Annotated in this window: 16 protein-coding genes and 2 tRNA genes; 1 reads left to right on the top strand and 17 read right to left on the bottom strand. The window is 64.9% G+C overall.

Features of this window, described 5'->3' with window-relative positions:
- Positions 1 to 75: 75 nt before the first annotated feature.
- The 14 genes from DCM80_RS27905 to DCM80_RS27840 all read right to left on the bottom strand — a co-directional run bounded on the left by DCM80_RS27905 (position 76) and on the right by DCM80_RS27840 (position 14,912).
- Entirely contained in the window at positions 76 to 1,461 is a 1,386-nt protein-coding gene (locus DCM80_RS27905; RefSeq protein ID WP_257198075.1) for a TolC family outer membrane protein, read from the bottom strand.
- A 204-nt stretch (positions 1,462 to 1,665) separates the two neighbouring features.
- Positions 1,666 to 2,328, bottom strand: coding sequence for a protein-L-isoaspartate O-methyltransferase (locus DCM80_RS27900; RefSeq protein WP_257194631.1), 663 nt, complete (start codon positions 2,326 to 2,328; stop codon positions 1,666 to 1,668).
- A 138-nt stretch (positions 2,329 to 2,466) separates the two neighbouring features.
- A complete protein-coding gene (locus DCM80_RS27895) occupies positions 2,467 to 2,646 on the bottom strand; it encodes a hypothetical protein (protein ID WP_257194630.1) in 180 nt (59 codons plus the stop codon).
- Between the two features lie 216 nt (positions 2,647 to 2,862).
- Positions 2,863 to 2,937: transfer RNA gene (locus DCM80_RS27890), tRNA-Asn, on the bottom strand.
- Positions 2,938 to 3,073: 136 nt separating this feature from the next.
- Positions 3,074 to 3,442: a hypothetical protein gene (locus DCM80_RS27885; protein WP_028136512.1), complete on the bottom strand. Its 369-nt coding sequence runs from the start codon at positions 3,440 to 3,442 to the stop codon at positions 3,074 to 3,076.
- 206 nt (positions 3,443 to 3,648) lie between these two features.
- Positions 3,649 to 5,349 (bottom strand): flotillin family protein, encoded by a 1,701-nt coding sequence (locus DCM80_RS27880; protein ID WP_257194629.1) that lies wholly within the window; start codon positions 5,347 to 5,349, stop codon positions 3,649 to 3,651.
- 19 nt (positions 5,350 to 5,368) lie between these two features.
- Positions 5,369 to 6,031, bottom strand: a complete 663-nt coding sequence (locus DCM80_RS27875) for a YqiJ family protein (protein WP_257194628.1) — start codon at positions 6,029 to 6,031, stop codon at positions 5,369 to 5,371.
- 10 nt (positions 6,032 to 6,041) lie between these two features.
- Positions 6,042 to 7,205, bottom strand: coding sequence for a PspA/IM30 family protein (locus DCM80_RS27870; protein WP_257194627.1), 1,164 nt, complete (start codon positions 7,203 to 7,205; stop codon positions 6,042 to 6,044).
- 200 nt (positions 7,206 to 7,405) lie between these two features.
- Positions 7,406 to 7,789, bottom strand: coding sequence for a RidA family protein (locus DCM80_RS27865; protein WP_257194626.1), 384 nt, complete (start codon positions 7,787 to 7,789; stop codon positions 7,406 to 7,408).
- 14 nt (positions 7,790 to 7,803) lie between these two features.
- Positions 7,804 to 10,134 (bottom strand): acetamidase/formamidase family protein, encoded by a 2,331-nt coding sequence (locus DCM80_RS27860; protein WP_257194625.1) that lies wholly within the window; start codon positions 10,132 to 10,134, stop codon positions 7,804 to 7,806.
- 160 nt (positions 10,135 to 10,294) lie between these two features.
- On the bottom strand, positions 10,295 to 11,536 hold the full coding sequence (locus DCM80_RS27855; protein ID WP_257194624.1) for an acetamidase/formamidase family protein: 1,242 nt from the start codon (positions 11,534 to 11,536) through the stop codon (positions 10,295 to 10,297).
- Between the two features lie 46 nt (positions 11,537 to 11,582).
- Positions 11,583 to 13,205 carry an amino acid ABC transporter permease/ATP-binding protein gene (locus DCM80_RS27850; RefSeq protein ID WP_257194623.1) on the bottom strand — a complete coding sequence of 541 codons (1,623 nt, stop codon included), beginning with the start codon at positions 13,203 to 13,205 and terminating at the stop codon, positions 11,583 to 11,585.
- Between the two features lie 177 nt (positions 13,206 to 13,382).
- Positions 13,383 to 14,303, bottom strand: coding sequence for an ABC transporter substrate-binding protein (locus DCM80_RS27845; RefSeq protein ID WP_257194622.1), 921 nt, complete (start codon positions 14,301 to 14,303; stop codon positions 13,383 to 13,385).
- A 348-nt stretch (positions 14,304 to 14,651) separates the two neighbouring features.
- A complete protein-coding gene (locus DCM80_RS27840) occupies positions 14,652 to 14,912 on the bottom strand; it encodes a hypothetical protein (RefSeq protein ID WP_257194621.1) in 261 nt (86 codons plus the stop codon).
- A gap of 260 nt (positions 14,913 to 15,172) precedes the next feature.
- On the opposite strand from DCM80_RS27840, the gene DCM80_RS27835 reads away from it, so the two are divergent.
- Positions 15,173 to 15,370: a hypothetical protein gene (locus DCM80_RS27835; RefSeq protein WP_028136522.1), complete on the top strand. Its 198-nt coding sequence runs from the start codon at positions 15,173 to 15,175 to the stop codon at positions 15,368 to 15,370.
- Between the two features lie 85 nt (positions 15,371 to 15,455).
- On the opposite strand, the gene DCM80_RS27830 is transcribed toward DCM80_RS27835, so the two are convergent.
- From DCM80_RS27830 to DCM80_RS27820, 3 genes are all read right to left on the bottom strand, one after another.
- Positions 15,456 to 15,602 (bottom strand): hypothetical protein, encoded by a 147-nt coding sequence (locus tag DCM80_RS27830; protein WP_257194620.1) that lies wholly within the window; start codon positions 15,600 to 15,602, stop codon positions 15,456 to 15,458.
- Positions 15,603 to 15,790: 188 nt separating this feature from the next.
- Positions 15,791 to 15,864, bottom strand: a tRNA-Cys gene (locus DCM80_RS27825).
- 167 nt (positions 15,865 to 16,031) lie between these two features.
- The gene (locus tag DCM80_RS27820; protein WP_257194619.1) at positions 16,032 to 16,763 is read right to left on the bottom strand and encodes a tRNA-uridine aminocarboxypropyltransferase; all 732 of its coding nucleotides are present in this window, start codon (positions 16,761 to 16,763) and stop codon (positions 16,032 to 16,034) included.
- Positions 16,764 to 16,784: the final 21 nt, after the last annotated feature.

The following is a 16,784-nucleotide window of genomic DNA, read 5'->3' as shown; positions in this document are numbered from 1 at the left end:
AGGGATTTTGATGATTGCAAGCAAAGTGCCGGTCGGCTTCGCTTGTTCGCGAGGCCGACCGGACGATTACGGGGATCAGCGCCCGTCAGGCGTGCGCACGCCGGCCCAGCTGTCGCGGACCTGATGGTAGTGAACGCTGGGATCGTAGACATTGGTCGCAAGGCCAAGCACCTGCGGCGCCAGACGGCCGACGGCGGCGAGGACGTTGTAGGATGCGACGACCCGGTCGTGCTGCGCGGTCACGAGCGCGACGCGCGCATTAACCAGCGCCTGCTGCGCGTTGAGCACGTCGAGGGTCGTGCGCTGACCGGCCTTGGCTTCTTCGCGGACGCCGTTGAGCGCGATCTCGGACGCCGTCACCTGCGCCTGCGCCGACTGCACCTGCGCCTTGCCGGCCTGCAACGACCCCCACCATTGCACGATGGTCGCGCGGGTCTGGTCCCGCGTGTTCTCGAGGTTGAGACGCTGCTGCGCCAGGTTTTCCTTGGATTGACGGATCAGCGAATACTCGCTGCCGCCCTGATAGATCGGCACCGAGATCTGCGCGAGCGCGGACGCGTTGAACGCGCGGTACTGGATCAGGGATTGTTCGTAGGCCTGGGTCACGCTGGTCTGCAGGGTGACCGTCGGCAGCAGAGCGCCCTCGGCAACCTTGACCTGCAGGAAATTGACGTCGATGCCGAACATCGCGGCCGTGACATTCGGATGCTCGACGAGGCCGAGTTCGACTGCGGCAGCGAGCGTTGCGGGCAGGAAACGGTCGACCGGCGAGCCGGGCGCCAGGTTCGTCGGCTCGTTGCCGATGATGCGGCGGAAGTTCGCACGGGTCGTGTTGAGATTCGATTCGGCGGTCAGAGCCTGCGTTCTGCCGGCAGCCAGCTGGGCTTCCGATTGCGCAACGTCGGTGCGGGTCACCTCGCCGACATTGAAGCGGTCACGGGTCTGCTTCAGCGTCTGCTCGAGCACCCGCACGTTGCTGCGCTGGACTTCGAGCGTCGCGGCATCGCGCAGATAGTCCATGTAGGTCGTGGCAGCCTGGAGCAGCACGGTCTGATCGAGACTGCGCAGCGCTTCGCGGGAGCCGGACACCTGGCTCTCCGCGGCGCGCGTCCTGTTGGCGGTTTGGTTGCCGTTGTACAAGGTCTGGGAAGCGGTCAGTCCCACGCTTCGGGGAATACCGGTCCCGTGAACCGGCGGACTGGTGCTGCTGCTCTTGAAGTCCGAGTACTGATAGCCGCCGCTCGCCGTCAGCGAGACCCTGGGGCGATAGCCGGACAAGGCCTGCGGCACGTTTTCGTCAGTCGAGCGCACCTGGGCACGCTGTGCGTTGAGCTGCGGATTGTTCTGATAGGCGCGCACCAGCGCGGACTCGATCGTATCCGCCAAGGCAGGCACCGGCCCGGCAAGCGCCAGCAGCAGGACCGAAACCGCAGCTCCGGTGAAGAGCTTCACCCCATGCATCCCTGAAATTCCGTTCATTCTAACGCCCAGCTCGTGCCCGCGAGCTGGGTACCGTCTACGAGTGGAGTCGTTGCCCCGCCGCAACATAGGATGCGGATTAGCGCGACGGAACTACCTCAGGCGAGTTCTCGGTGGAAACTCTTCACGTGCAGCATCCCGGCCACACTTCTGATTCAGAACGGGATTTTAACGGGCTTTGGGTTGTCAGAAGACGAAAGCGGCCGCCCGTTCGAGCCCGGGAAGGACCGGAGCGGTGGCGTCGAACAGGGTTCGATGGCCGAGTTCACCGTGGGTCCGGGTCACGATCATGGCCCGCGGCGGCCGGGATTCGGCGGACACCCCGACCAGGCGCCCGCCCTCCTTCAGCTGCCCGAGCAGCGCCTCTGGCATCACCTCGGCGGCGCCATTGAGGATGATTACGTCATAGGGCGCGGCGGACGGATCGCCTTCGCTGCAGGGCGCGGCCTTGCAGATGACATTGGCAAGCCCCTGAGACGCAAAGGCATCCCTGGCCTTCGCGGCGAGCGCCGAATCGCATTCCGTCGCGGTGACCTGACGGGCCAGCCTGGCAGCCAGCGCCGCGAGGTATCCGGTGGCGCAGCCGACCACCAGCACGCTGTCCCCCTCGCCGATCTCGGCGGCCTGAAGCAGCTTGCCGGTCAGCTGCGGCTTGATCAGGAAACGCTTGGCTGTGCCCTCGCTGACGTCGAGATCGAGATCGAGATAGGCCAGTGCCTGCCGGTCGGCCGGCACGAAGGCCTCGCGCGGAACCGTGAGCATGGCATCGAGAACACGACGGTCGGTGACGTCATTGGTGCGCACCTGGCCATCGACCATTTTGAGGCGCGCGGTCGAGAAACCGGACATTTGCGGACCCTGCAATGCGGACGATGCCGCGGACGAAATTCGCGGCATCTTTGGAGCATGCACGGCCAAAACGCAACACGGCCGTTCGCCTGCGGGACGAAGGCTTCCGCATCTGACCGCATCGGCCGCCGGAGCAGGTTATTCAATCGCCACCGCGAGGCGGCCGATCAGAGCTGCGACCTCATCCAGCCGCGCCGAATCGGGCGTCTCGACCGCACGCGCCAGACAGGCGAGGCATTCGTCGTCGCTGAGCTCCGGGATCTCGGCCGGCAGGATCGAGGGGGCCATTCGGGAACGGTCGACCTGGATGTCTGGCATGGGAATCAGCTCCGTCAAGATCCGGCACTGTCGAAGCTCGATTTCAATTGAGTCGATTTGGCGCCGTCCGCATGGCGCGACGATGCCCGTCCACACATCTGCTTGAACGCGAATTCAAGGCAGGAATCATGGCGGCACAGGGTTCAGAGATCAATGCAACGAAATCGCGCAACGCGCGAGGACGCGACGACAACTCATTGAACTTGCGGAAAAATTTGGCTCCCCGGGCTGGATTCGAACCAGCGACCATCCGATTAACAGTCGGATGCTCTACCGCTGAGCTACCGAGGAAAAGGCGAACCAGTGGCTCGCGCGCGGCTGCGTATAACAAAGCCGCTTGCGCTTGCAAAGGACGAATTCGTCGTCCTCCGAAACGTCCTTGAGGAAGGGTCTGGATGGCCCCTCCTCCGGCGGTCAGCGGCAGCCGCTATTCCGCGAGAAACGAGGTGGTCCTGGTGCCGGAATCGTAGCGCAGCCGAAGTGCGGTCATCTTGCAGAGGTTGACGTTCTTCCACAGCACCGCCTCGTCGTAGCTCTGCCAATCGACGCGGATGTTCCAGATGCAGCCCTCGTCGTCCTCGTCGAACTCGACATAGGTGCTGGCCTGGTTCTGCAACACCTTCTCGAGTTCGTTGTCCCACTCGTCCAGGCCGTCGTCGGGCGCGTTGAAGCCGAGGAATTTGATGGCATAGCCGGTCTCGTTGACGACGGTGACGTTGCGGGCGTCGGCCGCCAGCGACGGCATGGCCGCGATCGACAGACCGATCGCGATCAATCCAGACAGAAAATACTTCATGAAAATCCTCCGATCGAAACAGGTCTCGGCACCTGGCGTTGCTCGGCACAGGCGCCGCGGCAACAAAAAGCGTTGCCTGACAAGACGTCCGGAGCGCGAACGAAAGGCTCAACACGCCGTCGATCCGCACTCCGGAACGTTGCGCGACGCGAGACGCGCGGCACTGTTTCTATCGTTTCGAATTCTCAGCAGCAATGAACGGGCATTCATAGATCGGAGGAGTTTGTCTTCGCCGGCGCCGGCGCAGCGACCGGCACGGCCGCGCCGTTGCTCTTTCCGGTCACGGCGCCGACCAGCGCCTGCACGGGATCGTCGCCGGGCGCAAAGCCGCCCTGGCGCAGGATCTCGTCGATCATCGGACGCAGCGCGTGCACCTTGAGCAACTCGCCGGCGAGACCTTCGCCGAAGCCGACATTGCCTCCGCCGGCGCCGTTGCCGCCGAACGCGCCGCCGGTGTGCAGGATGCGGACGTCCTTGAGGTTGGCGATCGGCTTGACCATCTCGGCCAGCGCCGACGGCATCGTCTCGATCCGCCTCTTGGCGATCTCGAAATCGATGATGTTGCTGCCGAGCTTGTTTTGCGCTTCGTTCTTCATGGTGATGACGGCGGCCTCGGCCTCACCGATATCGCGGACGCCGACGGCCTTGATCTTGTTGGACTCGGCTTCGGCGGTGGCCAGCGTCTTCACGGCCTCGGCGCGATCGAGCGAAGCCTTCTTCTCCGCCTCGGCCGCGACGATCAGCTCGGTCGACTTGCGTTCGGCCTCGGTTCGCGCGGCCAGCACCTGGGTGAGACGGGCGCGATCGGCCACCTCGACCGCACGCGCCGTCACGACCTTCTCCTCCGCGGAGACGGCGAGCGCTTCGGCGGTCTTGGCTTCGGCGACGGCTTCCGAGGTCTCCTTGCTCTTGGCGGCGATCTGGATCTCGTTCTCCTGCGTGGCGATCTGGATCTCGCGCTGGGCGTCGGTCTTGCGCTTGTTGATCGCCAGATCCGATTCGATCACCGCGGTTTCCTTGACCTGCTTGGCGCCGGCCTCCTTCTCGGCGACCGCCCTGTCGGTATCGATCCGGGCGTTCTCTTCGGTCAGGCGCGCGGTCTGGGTTGCGGTTGCGACCTCGGCGCGGGTGCTCGCGGTCTTGTTGGCGATGTCGCGCTCCTGCGAAAGCTCGGCTTCCTTCTTGGTCCGCTCGATGCCGAGGGTCTGCTGCCGCGCCTCGAGGTCCTTTTGCGCGATCGCCACCTCGTTGTCCCGCACGATGGCGTTGCGGTCGCGGCGGCGGGTTTCGGTGACGGTCTTGAGCTGGGTGAGGCCTTCGGCGTCGAAGAAGTTCTCGGGATTGAAGAACTTGACGTCGGTCTGGTCCAGCTTGGTCAGCGATACCGATTCAAGCTCGAGGCCGTTCGATTTCACGTCGGATTCGACGGTGGACTGCACGTGCTTGACGAAGTCCGAGCGCTTCTCCTGAAGCTCCAGGATGGTCATGGTCGCGGCCACCGAGCGCAGGCCGTCGACGAATTTCGCCTCGACCTGGTTGCGCAGCGCCTCGGCGTCGTTGGTCAGCGCGCCCAGCGTCTGGCTTGCCAGCGCGATGCTCTCTTCGTCAGGGCGGACGCGGACGTAGAACTCCGCGACGATGTCGACGCGCAGTCGGTCCTTGGTGATCAGCGATTCCCGTTCCTTGCGTTCCACAGTAAGCCGCAGTGTCTTCAGGTTGACGCTGGCATAGGAGTGGAAGATCGGCAGAATCATGGCGCCGCCGTCGAGCACGACCTTCTTACCGCCAAGGCCGGTGCGCACGAAGGCTTCGTCGCGGGTGGCACGCTTGTAGAGGATGGTGAAGACGATACCCAGGACGACGATCAGCGCGACGCCGATCATGGCCGGGACTGCGATGTCGAACATGACTTTCTCCGATAATGACCTAGCTGCTGCTTAGACTGGACTTCGAAGGTTTGAGTTCATCGTCGGCTTTGACCGCCACGAAGCGCGTGCCGGCCCGATCGACGAGCAGGACCACGGTTCCCTGCGGCAAAGGTGCCGATGACGGCGCCGCGACCGCCGAGACGAAATGGCGGTTGCCATGGACATCGGTGACGCTGACGCGGCCGGGCGGTCCCTGGTCCAGCGGGCCGATGACGACCTCACCGATGCGGCCGACGAGGTCGCCGAGGCCGACGGCGTAGCTTTCATCCCTAGGAATGACCCGCGCGATGGCACGGCTGGCGGCGCGGACCAGTGGAACCGAGACCACGACGGCCCCGACCGAGGCGACCGTCGCCGGCAAGGGACCGGCCACCATCCGTGCGACGTCCTGGATCAGGAAGCCGGTGATGGAGAAGGCGCCGAGCAGCAGCAGCAGGAAGATGAGGAGCGGCACGCCGCCGACGTTGATCCAGGAAATGGCGTTGATCACGCCGTTGTCGCTGGGATGACCGAAATCGAAGTGGGTGCCGAGCATCTCGCTCAGGGAGGCCCCGACCAGCATCGAGACCACCTCGATCGAGCCGACGATGACGATCATGGCCGCCGCAATCGCGAACGGCCTCACCTCCGCCGACATGACGTGTTCGAGCAGAGCGCTCATGACACGGCACTCAGGTGCGTGACTTCAGACGCGCCAGCCTCGCCGCAATTTCCTTGTCGCGATGGAGCGTGCTGAGCTCGTCGATGTCGCTCGAATACGGAATGGCCTGGGGCACGCCGGTGGCGCGGGCCACCGCCCTGCCCGCACGCAAGGCCTTGGCTGCGGCGGAAGTGCCGCCCTGCTTGCGGGAAGACGTCGAGCCCTGCTGGCTTGCGGCCGCCTCGCTCTTTTCGAGCTCGGCGCGGCGCTGCTCGGCGTCCTGGAGGGCCGACAGCACCGCACGCAGCGAGGTGACAGATTGCTCGATCTTCTCGTTGTTCTCGTCGATGGCGCGGGAGAGCACGTCGAACTGGGCCTCCAGATCCATCTGCCGCGCGATGCCGGCGCGCGCGAGGTCGTCGCGGCCATCGGCGATCGCGGTTTCGATCTTGGGGGCGAGATTGGCCATCTCGCGCTCGATTTCGGCCCGGCGCGCGTTGAGGCGGTATTCCTCGGCGCGCGCGGCAGCGAGCGCGTCGCGCGCTTCGGTCTCGGCGCGCTCGATCTCGCGGATGGCCTGTCCGACCACTCCAAGCTTGTTCTTGCCTTCCGCTTGCTCGATCGCGTCGTAAGCGATCCCGGCGATCAGGCGCCCGACCCGGGACAGGAAATTGTCGGGAGCGGCAGCGATGTTATCCATAGCGTTCTCCTCCTCTGGCAGAATGTTCGGCGTGACGCCGTAGTGGACTTCGAAACCGTCCTCGGTGCGAACCAGGCACGCGGGCACGCTTTGCCCCCAGCCCTCGGCATAGCCGGCATAGTCGAACGGCACGCTGAAGCGGCCTTGCACGGTCGCAATCGAGATGGTGGCCGGGCCTTTGATCTTGGCGAGCTTGTCGTCGAGCGGCAGGCGGCGGCCCTGCGCCGCGCGATAGTCGCTGCGGTCGCGCAGGCCGAGCGTCACGAGACGCGACGGCAATGCGGTTGCCTTGCGGATCGGGTCATAGGCGTGGGCATGCAGCAGCACGACGTTGGAACCGACGTTGTGGCTCCGCGCGACCTCATCCAGGATTTCCATCATGCGGTCATAGGCCTGGAACGTCGCCTCCAGTGCGGCCTTGGCAGCCGGGTCAGGGGCGAGCCTGTAACGCAGCGCTGACGGCGCGTTTCGAGGAGACTGGCTCATGAAAAGCACTAAAGCACCATTTTAGTACTTTAGGAAGAGGCGGGTTGTTCACATTCCTCTGATCCCTCGGCACTCTGCCGGTTAGTCGCGCCGGTCGCCGCCCACGTTCAAGCCCCCGATACCTCTACTCACAACCGATCAAGATCTTCTACCCGCACAGATTGCAATTTGAGACAAATGAGCCCGCTCTCGGCCCGCCCTCCCGACCGTCACGGCCGACGGCACACCAGATCGATCTCGATCAACGCGTCATAGGCGAGCCCGGTGACTCCGACACAGGTGCGCGCGGGGAGCCGGTCCGGGGGAAAGAACGTGCGATAGGTCTCGTTCATGGCCGTGTAGTCCTCACTGAAGCGCGTGAGATAAACTCGCGTCATCACGACATGCTCGAGGCCGAGATCGAGACCGGCCAAGACGATCTTCAAATTCGCCATCACCGCGCGGGTCTGTGCGACGATGCCCTCGGGCAGCACGCCCGGCGTCTGCGGCGTGTCCGGCATCTGGCCCGTGACGAAGACGAATCCATCGGTTTCCACCGCGTGGCTGAAGGGCGCGACCGGCCTCGGCCCGTCGCTGATCATGTGGAATTTCAACTCGAGTGTCCTTGCTAGGGTACGTCCTGGAACAGGCGCTTGCTGAGGATGGCGTGCACGCCCCAATTGCCGTCGACGACCTGGGTGACGCCGAAATCGACGGCGGCCGACATCAGCGCGATGGCCTCGTCCTCGCTAAGGCCTTTCACGTTCATCAGGAAGCGTCGCATCTTACGGAACGCATCCTTCATGGCGAGATCGAGCGAAGACTTGGCGTAGACCTCGCTTTGTCCCTGGGCGCCGAACTCCGCGAGATAGTTCGGATGACTGAAGCCGGTCAGCACCCAATCGGTGGCGGTCTCGATCAGGGGATAAGAGAGATCGGCGAAAGGCCGGCCGGCAAGATCCGCCTTCTTGTGCAGGATCACCTCGAATGTGCCCGTCATCGAGCATTCGATCGCCGTGCCGCTGAGCTCGCCATCGCCCTGGGCGGCGTGGGGATCGCCGACCGACAGAAGCGCGCCGGGCACGGAAACCGGCAGATAGACGGTTGCCCCCTTCCCCAGCCGCCAATTGTCCAGGTTGCCGCCGAAATAGGACGGCGGCACGGAATCGACGAAATCGACCTCGCGCGGTGCCACCGCGATCACGCCGAAATGGGGACGCAGGGGAATCTTGATGCCATCGAGCACGGCATGGCGACGCTTGATCGTGGCGGAAGCGACGGGAACGCCGGGATAGTCGTAGGTCGTGTGAACCACGCCGAAAGGATCGGTCTGCGGCTCCCATCGGTAGGAATAGAGGGCGCGGGCGTGGGCCTCGTCGGCGTTGTCGAATATCTCGTAGATGGTGACGGCTTCGCGTGGCTTAAGACCGCCGAGAAACTCGTTGTAATGATAACCCCACCACGCCGCGACCGAGGAACCGAACACGCGGCCCGCATGATCGGGATGACGGCTCGCCCGCGGCACGATGTCGAGGATGCGCACCTCGAGCACGTCGCCGGGTTGAGCGTCCTTCACAGCCACCGGACCGGTGCAGATGTGCACGCCAAATCCCTCGCCTGCACCACGGCCGAACACGCTGGCGTCCATCGGCCCTGCCCCGCGGCGGTCAACGTTCTTCCGCTGCCGCGTCCAGCCGAACACGCTTTCGGCGGCGGCATCGCCCGCGATCATCATGTCAGGGGCGTCGGAGGCGTGCTGCGTCAGCGTCTCGATGGTGATGGTATCGCCCGAGGCGATCTCGATCTGCGGCGGCAGCGAGCGGCTGAAATAGCCCCAATGAACGCGGCTGGCTTCGACGGGAAGATGGTGATGCCTGCGCTCCGATGCAGCCCGTTTCTCGGCACCGGCGCAGGCGACGCTGCTGCGCGCCTCAACGCTCTGATGCGCGCGAAGCTGTGCCAGCGCCTCCTGGGGCCAGCCGCGCTGGCCGGGAACGCCGTGATGCGCCGTCGCGCGCTCCGCCTCCTGCTGGCGAAACTCGCGCGGCGGCAAGCCGAAGCGGTGGCGGAAGGCTCGGCTGAAATGCGCGGAATCGCCGAAGCCATAGGCATAGGCGATCTCCGAGATCGAACGGTGCGCCTCGGCCGGATTGGACAGGTCGGCCCAGGCGCGCTGCAGCCTGCGTTCGCGAACGTAATGGGTGAAATTGTCTCCGACCGTCTCGAACAGCTTTTGCAGGTAGCGTTCGGAAATTCCCTCGGCCTGCGCTACGCGCGCCGGCACCAGATCGGGATCGTCGAGGCGACGCTCGATGGTCTGGCAGATCCGGTGCAGCAGCGCGGCCTGCGTCGCGCTCGATCCAGCATCGGAGGCCGAGGACGCTAGCTGATGCACCAGCGTCAGCAGCAGATCGACGAAGGATTGCGCGACCGAATTCCATTCGGGATCGCTCAGGGTGTCGAGCGTCCGTGCAGTGGCATCGAGCAGACGGGAGAAGACGTCGGCAAAGCCGCTGGGCTGAACGACGCGGGGCCCGCCGAGCCGCGGCTTGCCCGAAAGGCGGCCGTGCAGCGCCTCCGACGTCACCGACAGCACGATGGCGCGCATGTCGCGCTGGAACACGATGCTCCAATCGCCGCTGCGGGGCAGCAGCACGAGATGACCGACGGGAACGATACGATGACTGCCGGCGCTCTTCAGCACCATGCCGTCCTCGACCGGCATCAGCGCGATGGGAAGGTCTTCGCTTGCTCGTGAGAGCGGAACGACGCTCTGCGCGCCCGCAGCCATGCGCGTCAGCGCGACACCGGCGGCGTGCCGGTGCGATGCGGTCGCGTGTCCGTCCAATACGCTGTGGCCACCCGCCGGCTGCAGGCCGACCGCGGCCAGCACGTCCCGCCAGGCTTCTGGGCGGTCGTCTTGCGCGTAGGATTCGCTCGTGAACGGGCGGAAGCTCATCGGATCGACCCAGATTGCCGTCGATCGAAGCAACCTCCGTGCCAGACGCACGCGGTCATCCGTCGCCGCAACGGGCCGAAGACGAGGTTCGTCGGTCACTATCCGATCCTGAAATACGGGCTGCTCTTCAAAGCGTTAGAGCAGGACGACGTGGAGAGATTCAGTCGCATCGGAAGACGTTCTTGCGAATCGTGCCATGGACGCCCCAATTGGCGTCGACCACCTGGGTCACGCCGAAATCCGCCGCGACCGACAGCAGCGAGATCGCCTCGTCCTCACTGAGACGGTGCACCGTCATCAGGAAGCGGCGGAGTTTCCGAAACGCGTCGCGCATCGCATGGTCGAGGCTGGAGTGATTGGCAATCTCGGTTTGTGCATTGGCGCCGAGCGTGGCGAGATAGTTCGGATAGGTGAAGCCGTAGAAGGACCAGGCCTGGTCGGTCTCGAGCATGGGGTGGTCGAGGCCTTCGAGGCTGGTGCCGGCAAGGTCGGCCTTCTTGTGCAGGATGAACTCGAAATCGCCGGTCAGCGAGGTCTCGATCGCGGTGCCGCCGAGCTCGCTGTCACCTTGCGCGGCGTGAGGATCGCCGACCGAGAAATAGGCGCCGGGGACGGCGACCGGATAGAACATCCGCGCGCCCTTGCCGATGCGCCAGTCGTCGATGTTGCCGCCGGTATAGCCGGGTGGAATCGAGCTGACGAAATCGGCTTCCGACGGCGCAAGGCCCATCGTGCCGAAATGCAGCCGCGCCGGCACCTTCACACTGGACAGGACGTTCTCGCGCTTCCTGATGGTGGCGTGATCGACGCGCACCCCGGGATAGTCGATGGTCGAATGCACGATGCCGTCGGGATCGGTCTGCGGCGTCCAGACGTAATTGTAGACCGCCTTTGCGTAGGGCTCGCCGGAGGTGTCGAGTTCGAAGATGGTGATGACCTCGCGCGGCTTCGGCTCCTCGATCAGGTCGTGATAGTGAAATCCCCAGTTCGCAGCGACGTTGGAGCCGAAGCAGCGGCCGGCATGGCAGGCGCTGCAGCTCGGCCGCGGCCGCACATCGAGGATGCGTACCTCCAGAATGTCGCCGGGCTCGGCACCTTCGATCGCGACCGGACCGGTGAGCAGATGCACACCGATCCCCTCGCCTGCACCGCGGATGAACGGGCCTTCCGTCGGACCTGAGCCGCGGCGCGCGACGGCCTTGTGCTCGCGCGTCCACTGGAACACGCTTTCGGCGCCAGGATCGCCCTGGATCATTCGCTCGTAATCGTCATTGGCGTGGTGGGTCAGCGTCTCGATCGTGGCGCGATCTCCGGAGCGCAACGTCAGGGCCGGTGCCACTGTCTTGGAAAAATAGCCCCAGTGGACGGTCTTCGGCGAAACCGGCAACGTGACATGCTTCATGAGGTGGCCTCTTCAGGGAACGCGGCTTGGAACGTCGTGACGGTGGTCATCGCACCGTCTCCGGGGTCTTGTCGGCTTCCATCACGCTGAGGAATCGTGCCGTCAGCGGATTGCGGGGATTGGAGAGCACATCGTGCGCAGGCCCCTCCTCGATGATCGCGCCGCCGCTCAGGAAGGCGACGCGATCGGCGACCTCGTCAGCGAAACGGATCTGGTGCGTCGAGATGATCATGGTGAGGCCGTCGTCGATGGCCAGGCGCCGGATCACCTCCAGCACCTCGTTGACCAGCTCCGGATCGAGCGCCGAGGTTGGCTCGTCCAGCAGCAGCACGCTCGGGTTCGGCGCCAGCGCACGGGCGATGGCAACGCGTTGCTGCTGGCCGCCGGAGAGATGCCGCGGCAGCGCATGGGCGCGATGCGAAAGCCCGACACGATCGAGCAGTTCGGCCGCGCGGCGATCGGCATCGATGCGGGTCATGCCATGAACCCAGCGCAAGGGGCCGGCGATGTTCTCCTTGGCCGAAAGATGCGCGAACAGATTGAACTGCTGGAACACCATGCCGACGCCGACACTGGCGCGCTCATTGGCGATCGCCCGCGGCGACAACGGCTTGCCGTTCTCGCCGAAACCGAGGCGCCGGCCGCCGACGCGCACGGTGCCGGCATCCCAGTTTTCGAGGTGGTTGATGCAGCGAAGCAGCGTGCTCTTGCCGGAGCCGCTCGGGCCGAGCAGCGCGACCACTTCGCCGATGCGCACCGTGAGGTCGAGGCCCCCGAGCACCGTCTGTGGCCCGTAGCTCTTGGTCAGGTCCTTCACTTCGACCGCGATATTATTACGCGCGATCGTCGCGGCGCGGCGGGCCCGCTCCTCGCGGGTCAGGGCCAGCGGCGGCGTGACCGCGAGCTCCGCCGGCGCGGGCTCGGGATCGGGATCGGTCGCATCGGCCAGTTCGAGCTTGGCAGCCAGATCGACGCGGCGCCAGGGCAGATAATCGGCGAGCCTGCGCTCGCGGCGGGTGGTGCGGTCGAGGTCCAGCAGCCATTCGACGAAGAGCTGGATCGCGCTGATGCTGGCGGTCAGCACGAGATAGAGCAGGCCCGAGGCGAAGAAGATCGAGAAGAAATCGAAGGTCGAGGACGCAAGCTGGGTCGAGCGCAAGGTCAGCTCCTGCACCGCGATCACCGAGGCGAGCGAGGAATTCTTCAGCGCGCTCACCGCTTCGTTGCCGAAGGCCGGGATCATGGTGCGGATCGCCTGCGGCGCGATGATCCTGCGCATCAGCACCGACGGCGTCATGCCCAGCGCCTGTCCGGCCGTCAGTTGTCCGCGGTCGACGCCGAGCACGCCGGCGCGCAGCATCTCCGCGATGAACGGCGCTTCGTTGCAGGCCAGTGCGAGGCCGGCCGCCAGCACCGCCGGCAGCTTGATGCCGATATGCGGCAGCGCGTCGTAGGCGAACACCATCTGCAGGATCAGCGGGGTGCCGCGGAAGATCACGGTGTAGGCCCTGGCGATCGCCGCCAGGAGCCAGAAGCGGGAGAGCTGCATGCCGGCGAGGATCAATCCGAGGATCAATCCACCGCCGAGCCCGAGGGCAGTCACCTCGAGGGTGAGCTCGATGCCCGCGAGCAGATATGGCATGCTCAGGTAGTGGAGAAACAGCGACATCAGTCCGCCGTCATTAGAGCGGGATCAGGTTTGGTTGAAGGCGGGTGCCTCGAGCACGGATCGGATCGCATCATCCGATGCGATCCGGGTGAGGGATTACGCCGCACAGAGTTTGCCGCGCCCCCTCACCCGGCGCTTCGCGCCGACCTCTCCCCGTCGGGGAGAGGCAAACCGCATTCAGTCCGCGGTCAGAATTTCCGGCTCCATGAAGTTGTTCACATCGAGCCCGTGCTTCTTCAGAAGCTCCATGTGGGTTCCGGCCTTTTGCACTTCGATCAACGCGGCGAGCACGGCGTCGCGGAATTTCGGCTTGTTCTTGGGCACGGCGATGCCGACCGAATACGGGATCGTCACCGCGATCGCCTTCTCCAGCTTGTCCGGATAGGCCTTGACGGCGCTGTCGACGGTGTTGACGTCGTTGATGTAGGTGTCGGCGCGGCCGGCGAGAATCGCCTGGATGCAGTTGGCGTTGTTGTCGTAGAGCTGGATGGTCGGCTCGGGCTTGCCGGCCTTCTTGCATTCCGGGATCAGCGCCTGGATCAAGGGCACCTCGACATAGCCGGTGTTTTCGGCCGCAGCGGCGCCGCACAGCGACAAGTTGATGCCGTTGATGCCCTTCGGATTGCCCTTGGCGACGAGGACGCCGTCGAACACCTTCGAGTAGGTGATGAAGTCGGCGGCCTTGGCGCGCTCCTTGGTGGCGTAGATGTCGGAGATCACGATGTCGGCTTGTCCCGCGGCGAGCGTGGTCAGGAGCGCCGCGAACGTCACCGCCTTGTAGGTCAGCTTGAAACCGAGGCATTCGCCGATGGCTTCGCCGAGATCGATGTCGAAGCCGATATACTTGCTGGGATCCTTGGGATCGATGGTCTCATAGCCCGGCGTATGCGGATTGATGGCGTTGACCAGCGTCTTGCCCTTCCAGTCCGGATATTTTTCCTGGAGCGCGGCGCAGGCGGCGGGCGCTGCGGCCTGGGCGCTCAGCGGCGCTGCGACGACGAGGCCGAAAGCGATGGCGGCGCCGAGCATGAGCTTGCGCGGTGGCAATGATGCGCGCGCCAATCCCCGCCGCGCCTGCGGCAAAACCCATCTCTCCATCTCCAGCTCCTTCGCGTTGTCATGGCGCCTGCCATGTTCCAGGTCGACTTCCAGCTCGACGGCGAAGCTAGGTGGGATCCCGCTCTAAAAGCTTGTCCGCGGGCGTACAAAAAATTGGATCGAGGAGGCCCGCGGTTTGGGCAAGGCGCTGCACAAAAACTGGTCGCATGCCAGGGCGACGCGATTTGAGCTTCCCAGTTCGTGCGAGACGATCGGTCTCGCTCGGTGCAGCGGCGATGCCGCAACTCACCGCCCTTCAACAACCTATCCGCAGCATATCCACAAGGCGGCTGCTGGGGATTGGGGCGTCCGCGCAGCTACTTGCTGCGCAACAATCCACAGGCGGGCTCACCCGCCGGCTTGGTCGAACACGCTGCGGCAAGCCTCGCTCAGGCTGGATCGGTTACGGCGCAGGCAGGCTGTGATGGCGCGGACATTGGGAATTTCGCCGGCGCAGAGCCGGTAGACATCGGGGGTGCAGGCCCGGCGCTGCTCCGCCGTCCCTTGCGCTTGGGCAGCAGAGGCGAACAGCGTCAGGAACAGCCCGACCGTGGACGCGCCGCACGCCCGGCTCTTCACACCCGCAAACCGCAAGAACCTCGCCTTCATGACCAGTCTCCTGTCGCCCTGCCGCCTCCCGGCCTTTCCTGGCCGGTACCCTGCGAAGGGGTAGGAGAAAAAAATCGCGCAGGATGTGATTTCCTTCACACTGCGCGCGCTGCGGTGGAACGTAGATTCCCGCCGGGACTTTTAGAAATCGTTAGCCAATCAAACCTCGATCGCCGGATCGTTAAAATGCGAACGATCGGCTCAATCGGGTGACAAACCGGCTTTGCGACATTGCGCCATCCGCGTTCTGCGAGGGTGCGATGAGAAGCGAAGCCGAATTCAACTTGCTGCTGGATGCTGTCCGGGACGCCATGGTCATTGAAGATTTCGCTCTCGCGCCGGAGGAGGAATTCGTGCCGCGCTCGTGGAGCTTCGACGCGACACCCAAAGCCGCCAATGACAATGAGGGCGCCTGGCCGCTCCTGCCGTTCCCCGAGGACTGGTACGCGGCCTGCTGAGAGCCGCGTTCAGCGTGAACCAAACCGCCCGCCTCGCGGGAGCTTTGCCATGGCGTTGGCGCCGGAAATCCGACCCGGGCAACGATCAGGTCTTGATGCGATCCTCGCCATCCTGCGGCGCCCGGTCAGGCGTGGCCGACGGAAAGATGCTGTCATAGATCGCGCGGGCCTCGCGGATGAGGCGGGCCCGCTCCAGCTCGGATTTCGGGACAAATCGGACGATGTCGCCCATTGTGGGCTCCAGTGCTCGGATAGCGAGATGAATCACTTCGCAGATGCGAACTCTATGCCAGGGGCCTGAATCGAGAGTTTCCAGCGGGCCCCGGGCAAACCCGGTGATCACGGCCGCCTCCAGCCGACGGCGCGCGGCGGAACCCGCGCCTGGCTTCTAATTATACCAGATAAATCAGGGAGTTGTGATGGAGGCCACGACCAGAATTGAACTGGTGTACACGGTTTTGCAGACCGTTGCGTAACCACTCCGCCACGTGGCCCCGTAAGGGCGGAGCAATATAGGGGATGAAGGGATTAGGCAACCGCTTCGTCCCAGTTTCCGTCACGTACAGGACCTTGATGGCGGGTCGCCGGCGTAGATGCCGAGGCCAACCTCGACGCGCACGCTTGGCGCTGCAATCAAACCGTTGAGAGATGCGGGCCGAACTCAGCCGCGCTTACGTCGCCGGAAGTCGCGCCGCCCCTTCGGCGCAGGCTTGGGTGCCAATTCCGGTATCTCGGCCTGGACCTCGCGGTAGCGGGTCAACAATCGTTCGAAGCTCGCATGCAGCGTGTCGGCGATATCAGGACGCCGCTCGAGGCCGGCCAGAATCGTTGCCGCGGCCTCGATGGTCGACAGCCCGTCCTTGCGCGGCTCCTTGCGCAGACGTCCATAGCGCGAGGGATGCGCCGGGTTGAGGATCACGCGCTGGCACTTGAGCATCCAGGGATTGCGCCACCACAACGCCTTGGCCTGGCTCCACGTGCCGTCGAGCAACACGATTCCCTCGAGCTTGCCGAGGATCGCGCGCTGGTTCTCCGCGATCCCCCCCTTGCGGTCGAGCGCGACGATCTCGCCTTCCGCCTCGAGATCGGCGGCGCGTGCCGAACCGAGATAGAGCACGGCCCAGCGCGCCGCGTTCTCGACCGGCCGCCCCAGCGCCTTGGACAGGCTCGGCCAGGACAGGCCGACCCGCACCGTGGCGTCGGCGAAATGCCGCGCAAGCAGACGCGCGGTGCCGAGCGCCCTGTCCTGCTCCTGCGGATGTTGCAGGATCAGCAGCGCCAACCGGTTGTCAATCGGCGTGACGCTGTCGCAGATGCACAGCGGCATCGGCTTCTGGCAATGCGGGCATTCGGGGATCGGCTCGGCGATGGCCGTATCTGGTGGGTTCGACATGGGCGCCGCTATACGCTCCAT

The organism is Bradyrhizobium sp. WBOS08, from assembly GCF_024585125.1.
GTDB lineage: Bacteria > Pseudomonadota > Alphaproteobacteria > Rhizobiales > Xanthobacteraceae > Bradyrhizobium > Bradyrhizobium japonicum_B.
Note: the sequence above shows the minus strand (reverse complement) of the source record. Positions and strands in the feature narration are given on the sequence as shown.

Bases quoted from the DNA above. Each gene is read 5' to 3' on its own strand.
- DCM80_RS27835 (WP_028136522.1), top strand. From the start codon at position 15,173: ATGAGAAGCGAAGCCGAATTCAACTTGCTGCTGGATGCTGTCCGGGAC.
- DCM80_RS27820 (WP_257194619.1), bottom strand. From the start codon at position 16,763: ATGTCGAACCCACCAGATACGGCCATCGCCGAGCCGATCCCCGAATGC.
- DCM80_RS27880 (WP_257194629.1), bottom strand. From the start codon at position 5,349: ATGTTCGACATCGCAGTCCCGGCCATGATCGGCGTCGCGCTGATCGTC.
- DCM80_RS27905 (WP_257198075.1), bottom strand. From the start codon at position 1,461: ATGCATGGGGTGAAGCTCTTCACCGGAGCTGCGGTTTCGGTCCTGCTG.
- DCM80_RS27855 (WP_257194624.1), bottom strand. From the start codon at position 11,536: ATGAAGCATGTCACGTTGCCGGTTTCGCCGAAGACCGTCCACTGGGGC.
- DCM80_RS27840 (WP_257194621.1), bottom strand. From the start codon at position 14,912: ATGAAGGCGAGGTTCTTGCGGTTTGCGGGTGTGAAGAGCCGGGCGTGC.
- DCM80_RS27830 (WP_257194620.1), bottom strand. From the start codon at position 15,602: ATGGGCGACATCGTCCGATTTGTCCCGAAATCCGAGCTGGAGCGGGCC.
- DCM80_RS27850 (WP_257194623.1), bottom strand. From the start codon at position 13,205: ATGTCGCTGTTTCTCCACTACCTGAGCATGCCATATCTGCTCGCGGGC.
- DCM80_RS27895 (WP_257194630.1), bottom strand. From the start codon at position 2,646: ATGCCAGACATCCAGGTCGACCGTTCCCGAATGGCCCCCTCGATCCTG.
- DCM80_RS27860 (WP_257194625.1), bottom strand. From the start codon at position 10,134: ATGAGCTTCCGCCCGTTCACGAGCGAATCCTACGCGCAAGACGACCGC.
- DCM80_RS27885 (WP_028136512.1), bottom strand. From the start codon at position 3,442: ATGAAGTATTTTCTGTCTGGATTGATCGCGATCGGTCTGTCGATCGCG.
- DCM80_RS27900 (WP_257194631.1), bottom strand. From the start codon at position 2,328: ATGTCCGGTTTCTCGACCGCGCGCCTCAAAATGGTCGATGGCCAGGTG.
- DCM80_RS27845 (WP_257194622.1), bottom strand. From the start codon at position 14,303: ATGGAGAGATGGGTTTTGCCGCAGGCGCGGCGGGGATTGGCGCGCGCA.
- DCM80_RS27875 (WP_257194628.1), bottom strand. From the start codon at position 6,031: ATGAGCGCTCTGCTCGAACACGTCATGTCGGCGGAGGTGAGGCCGTTC.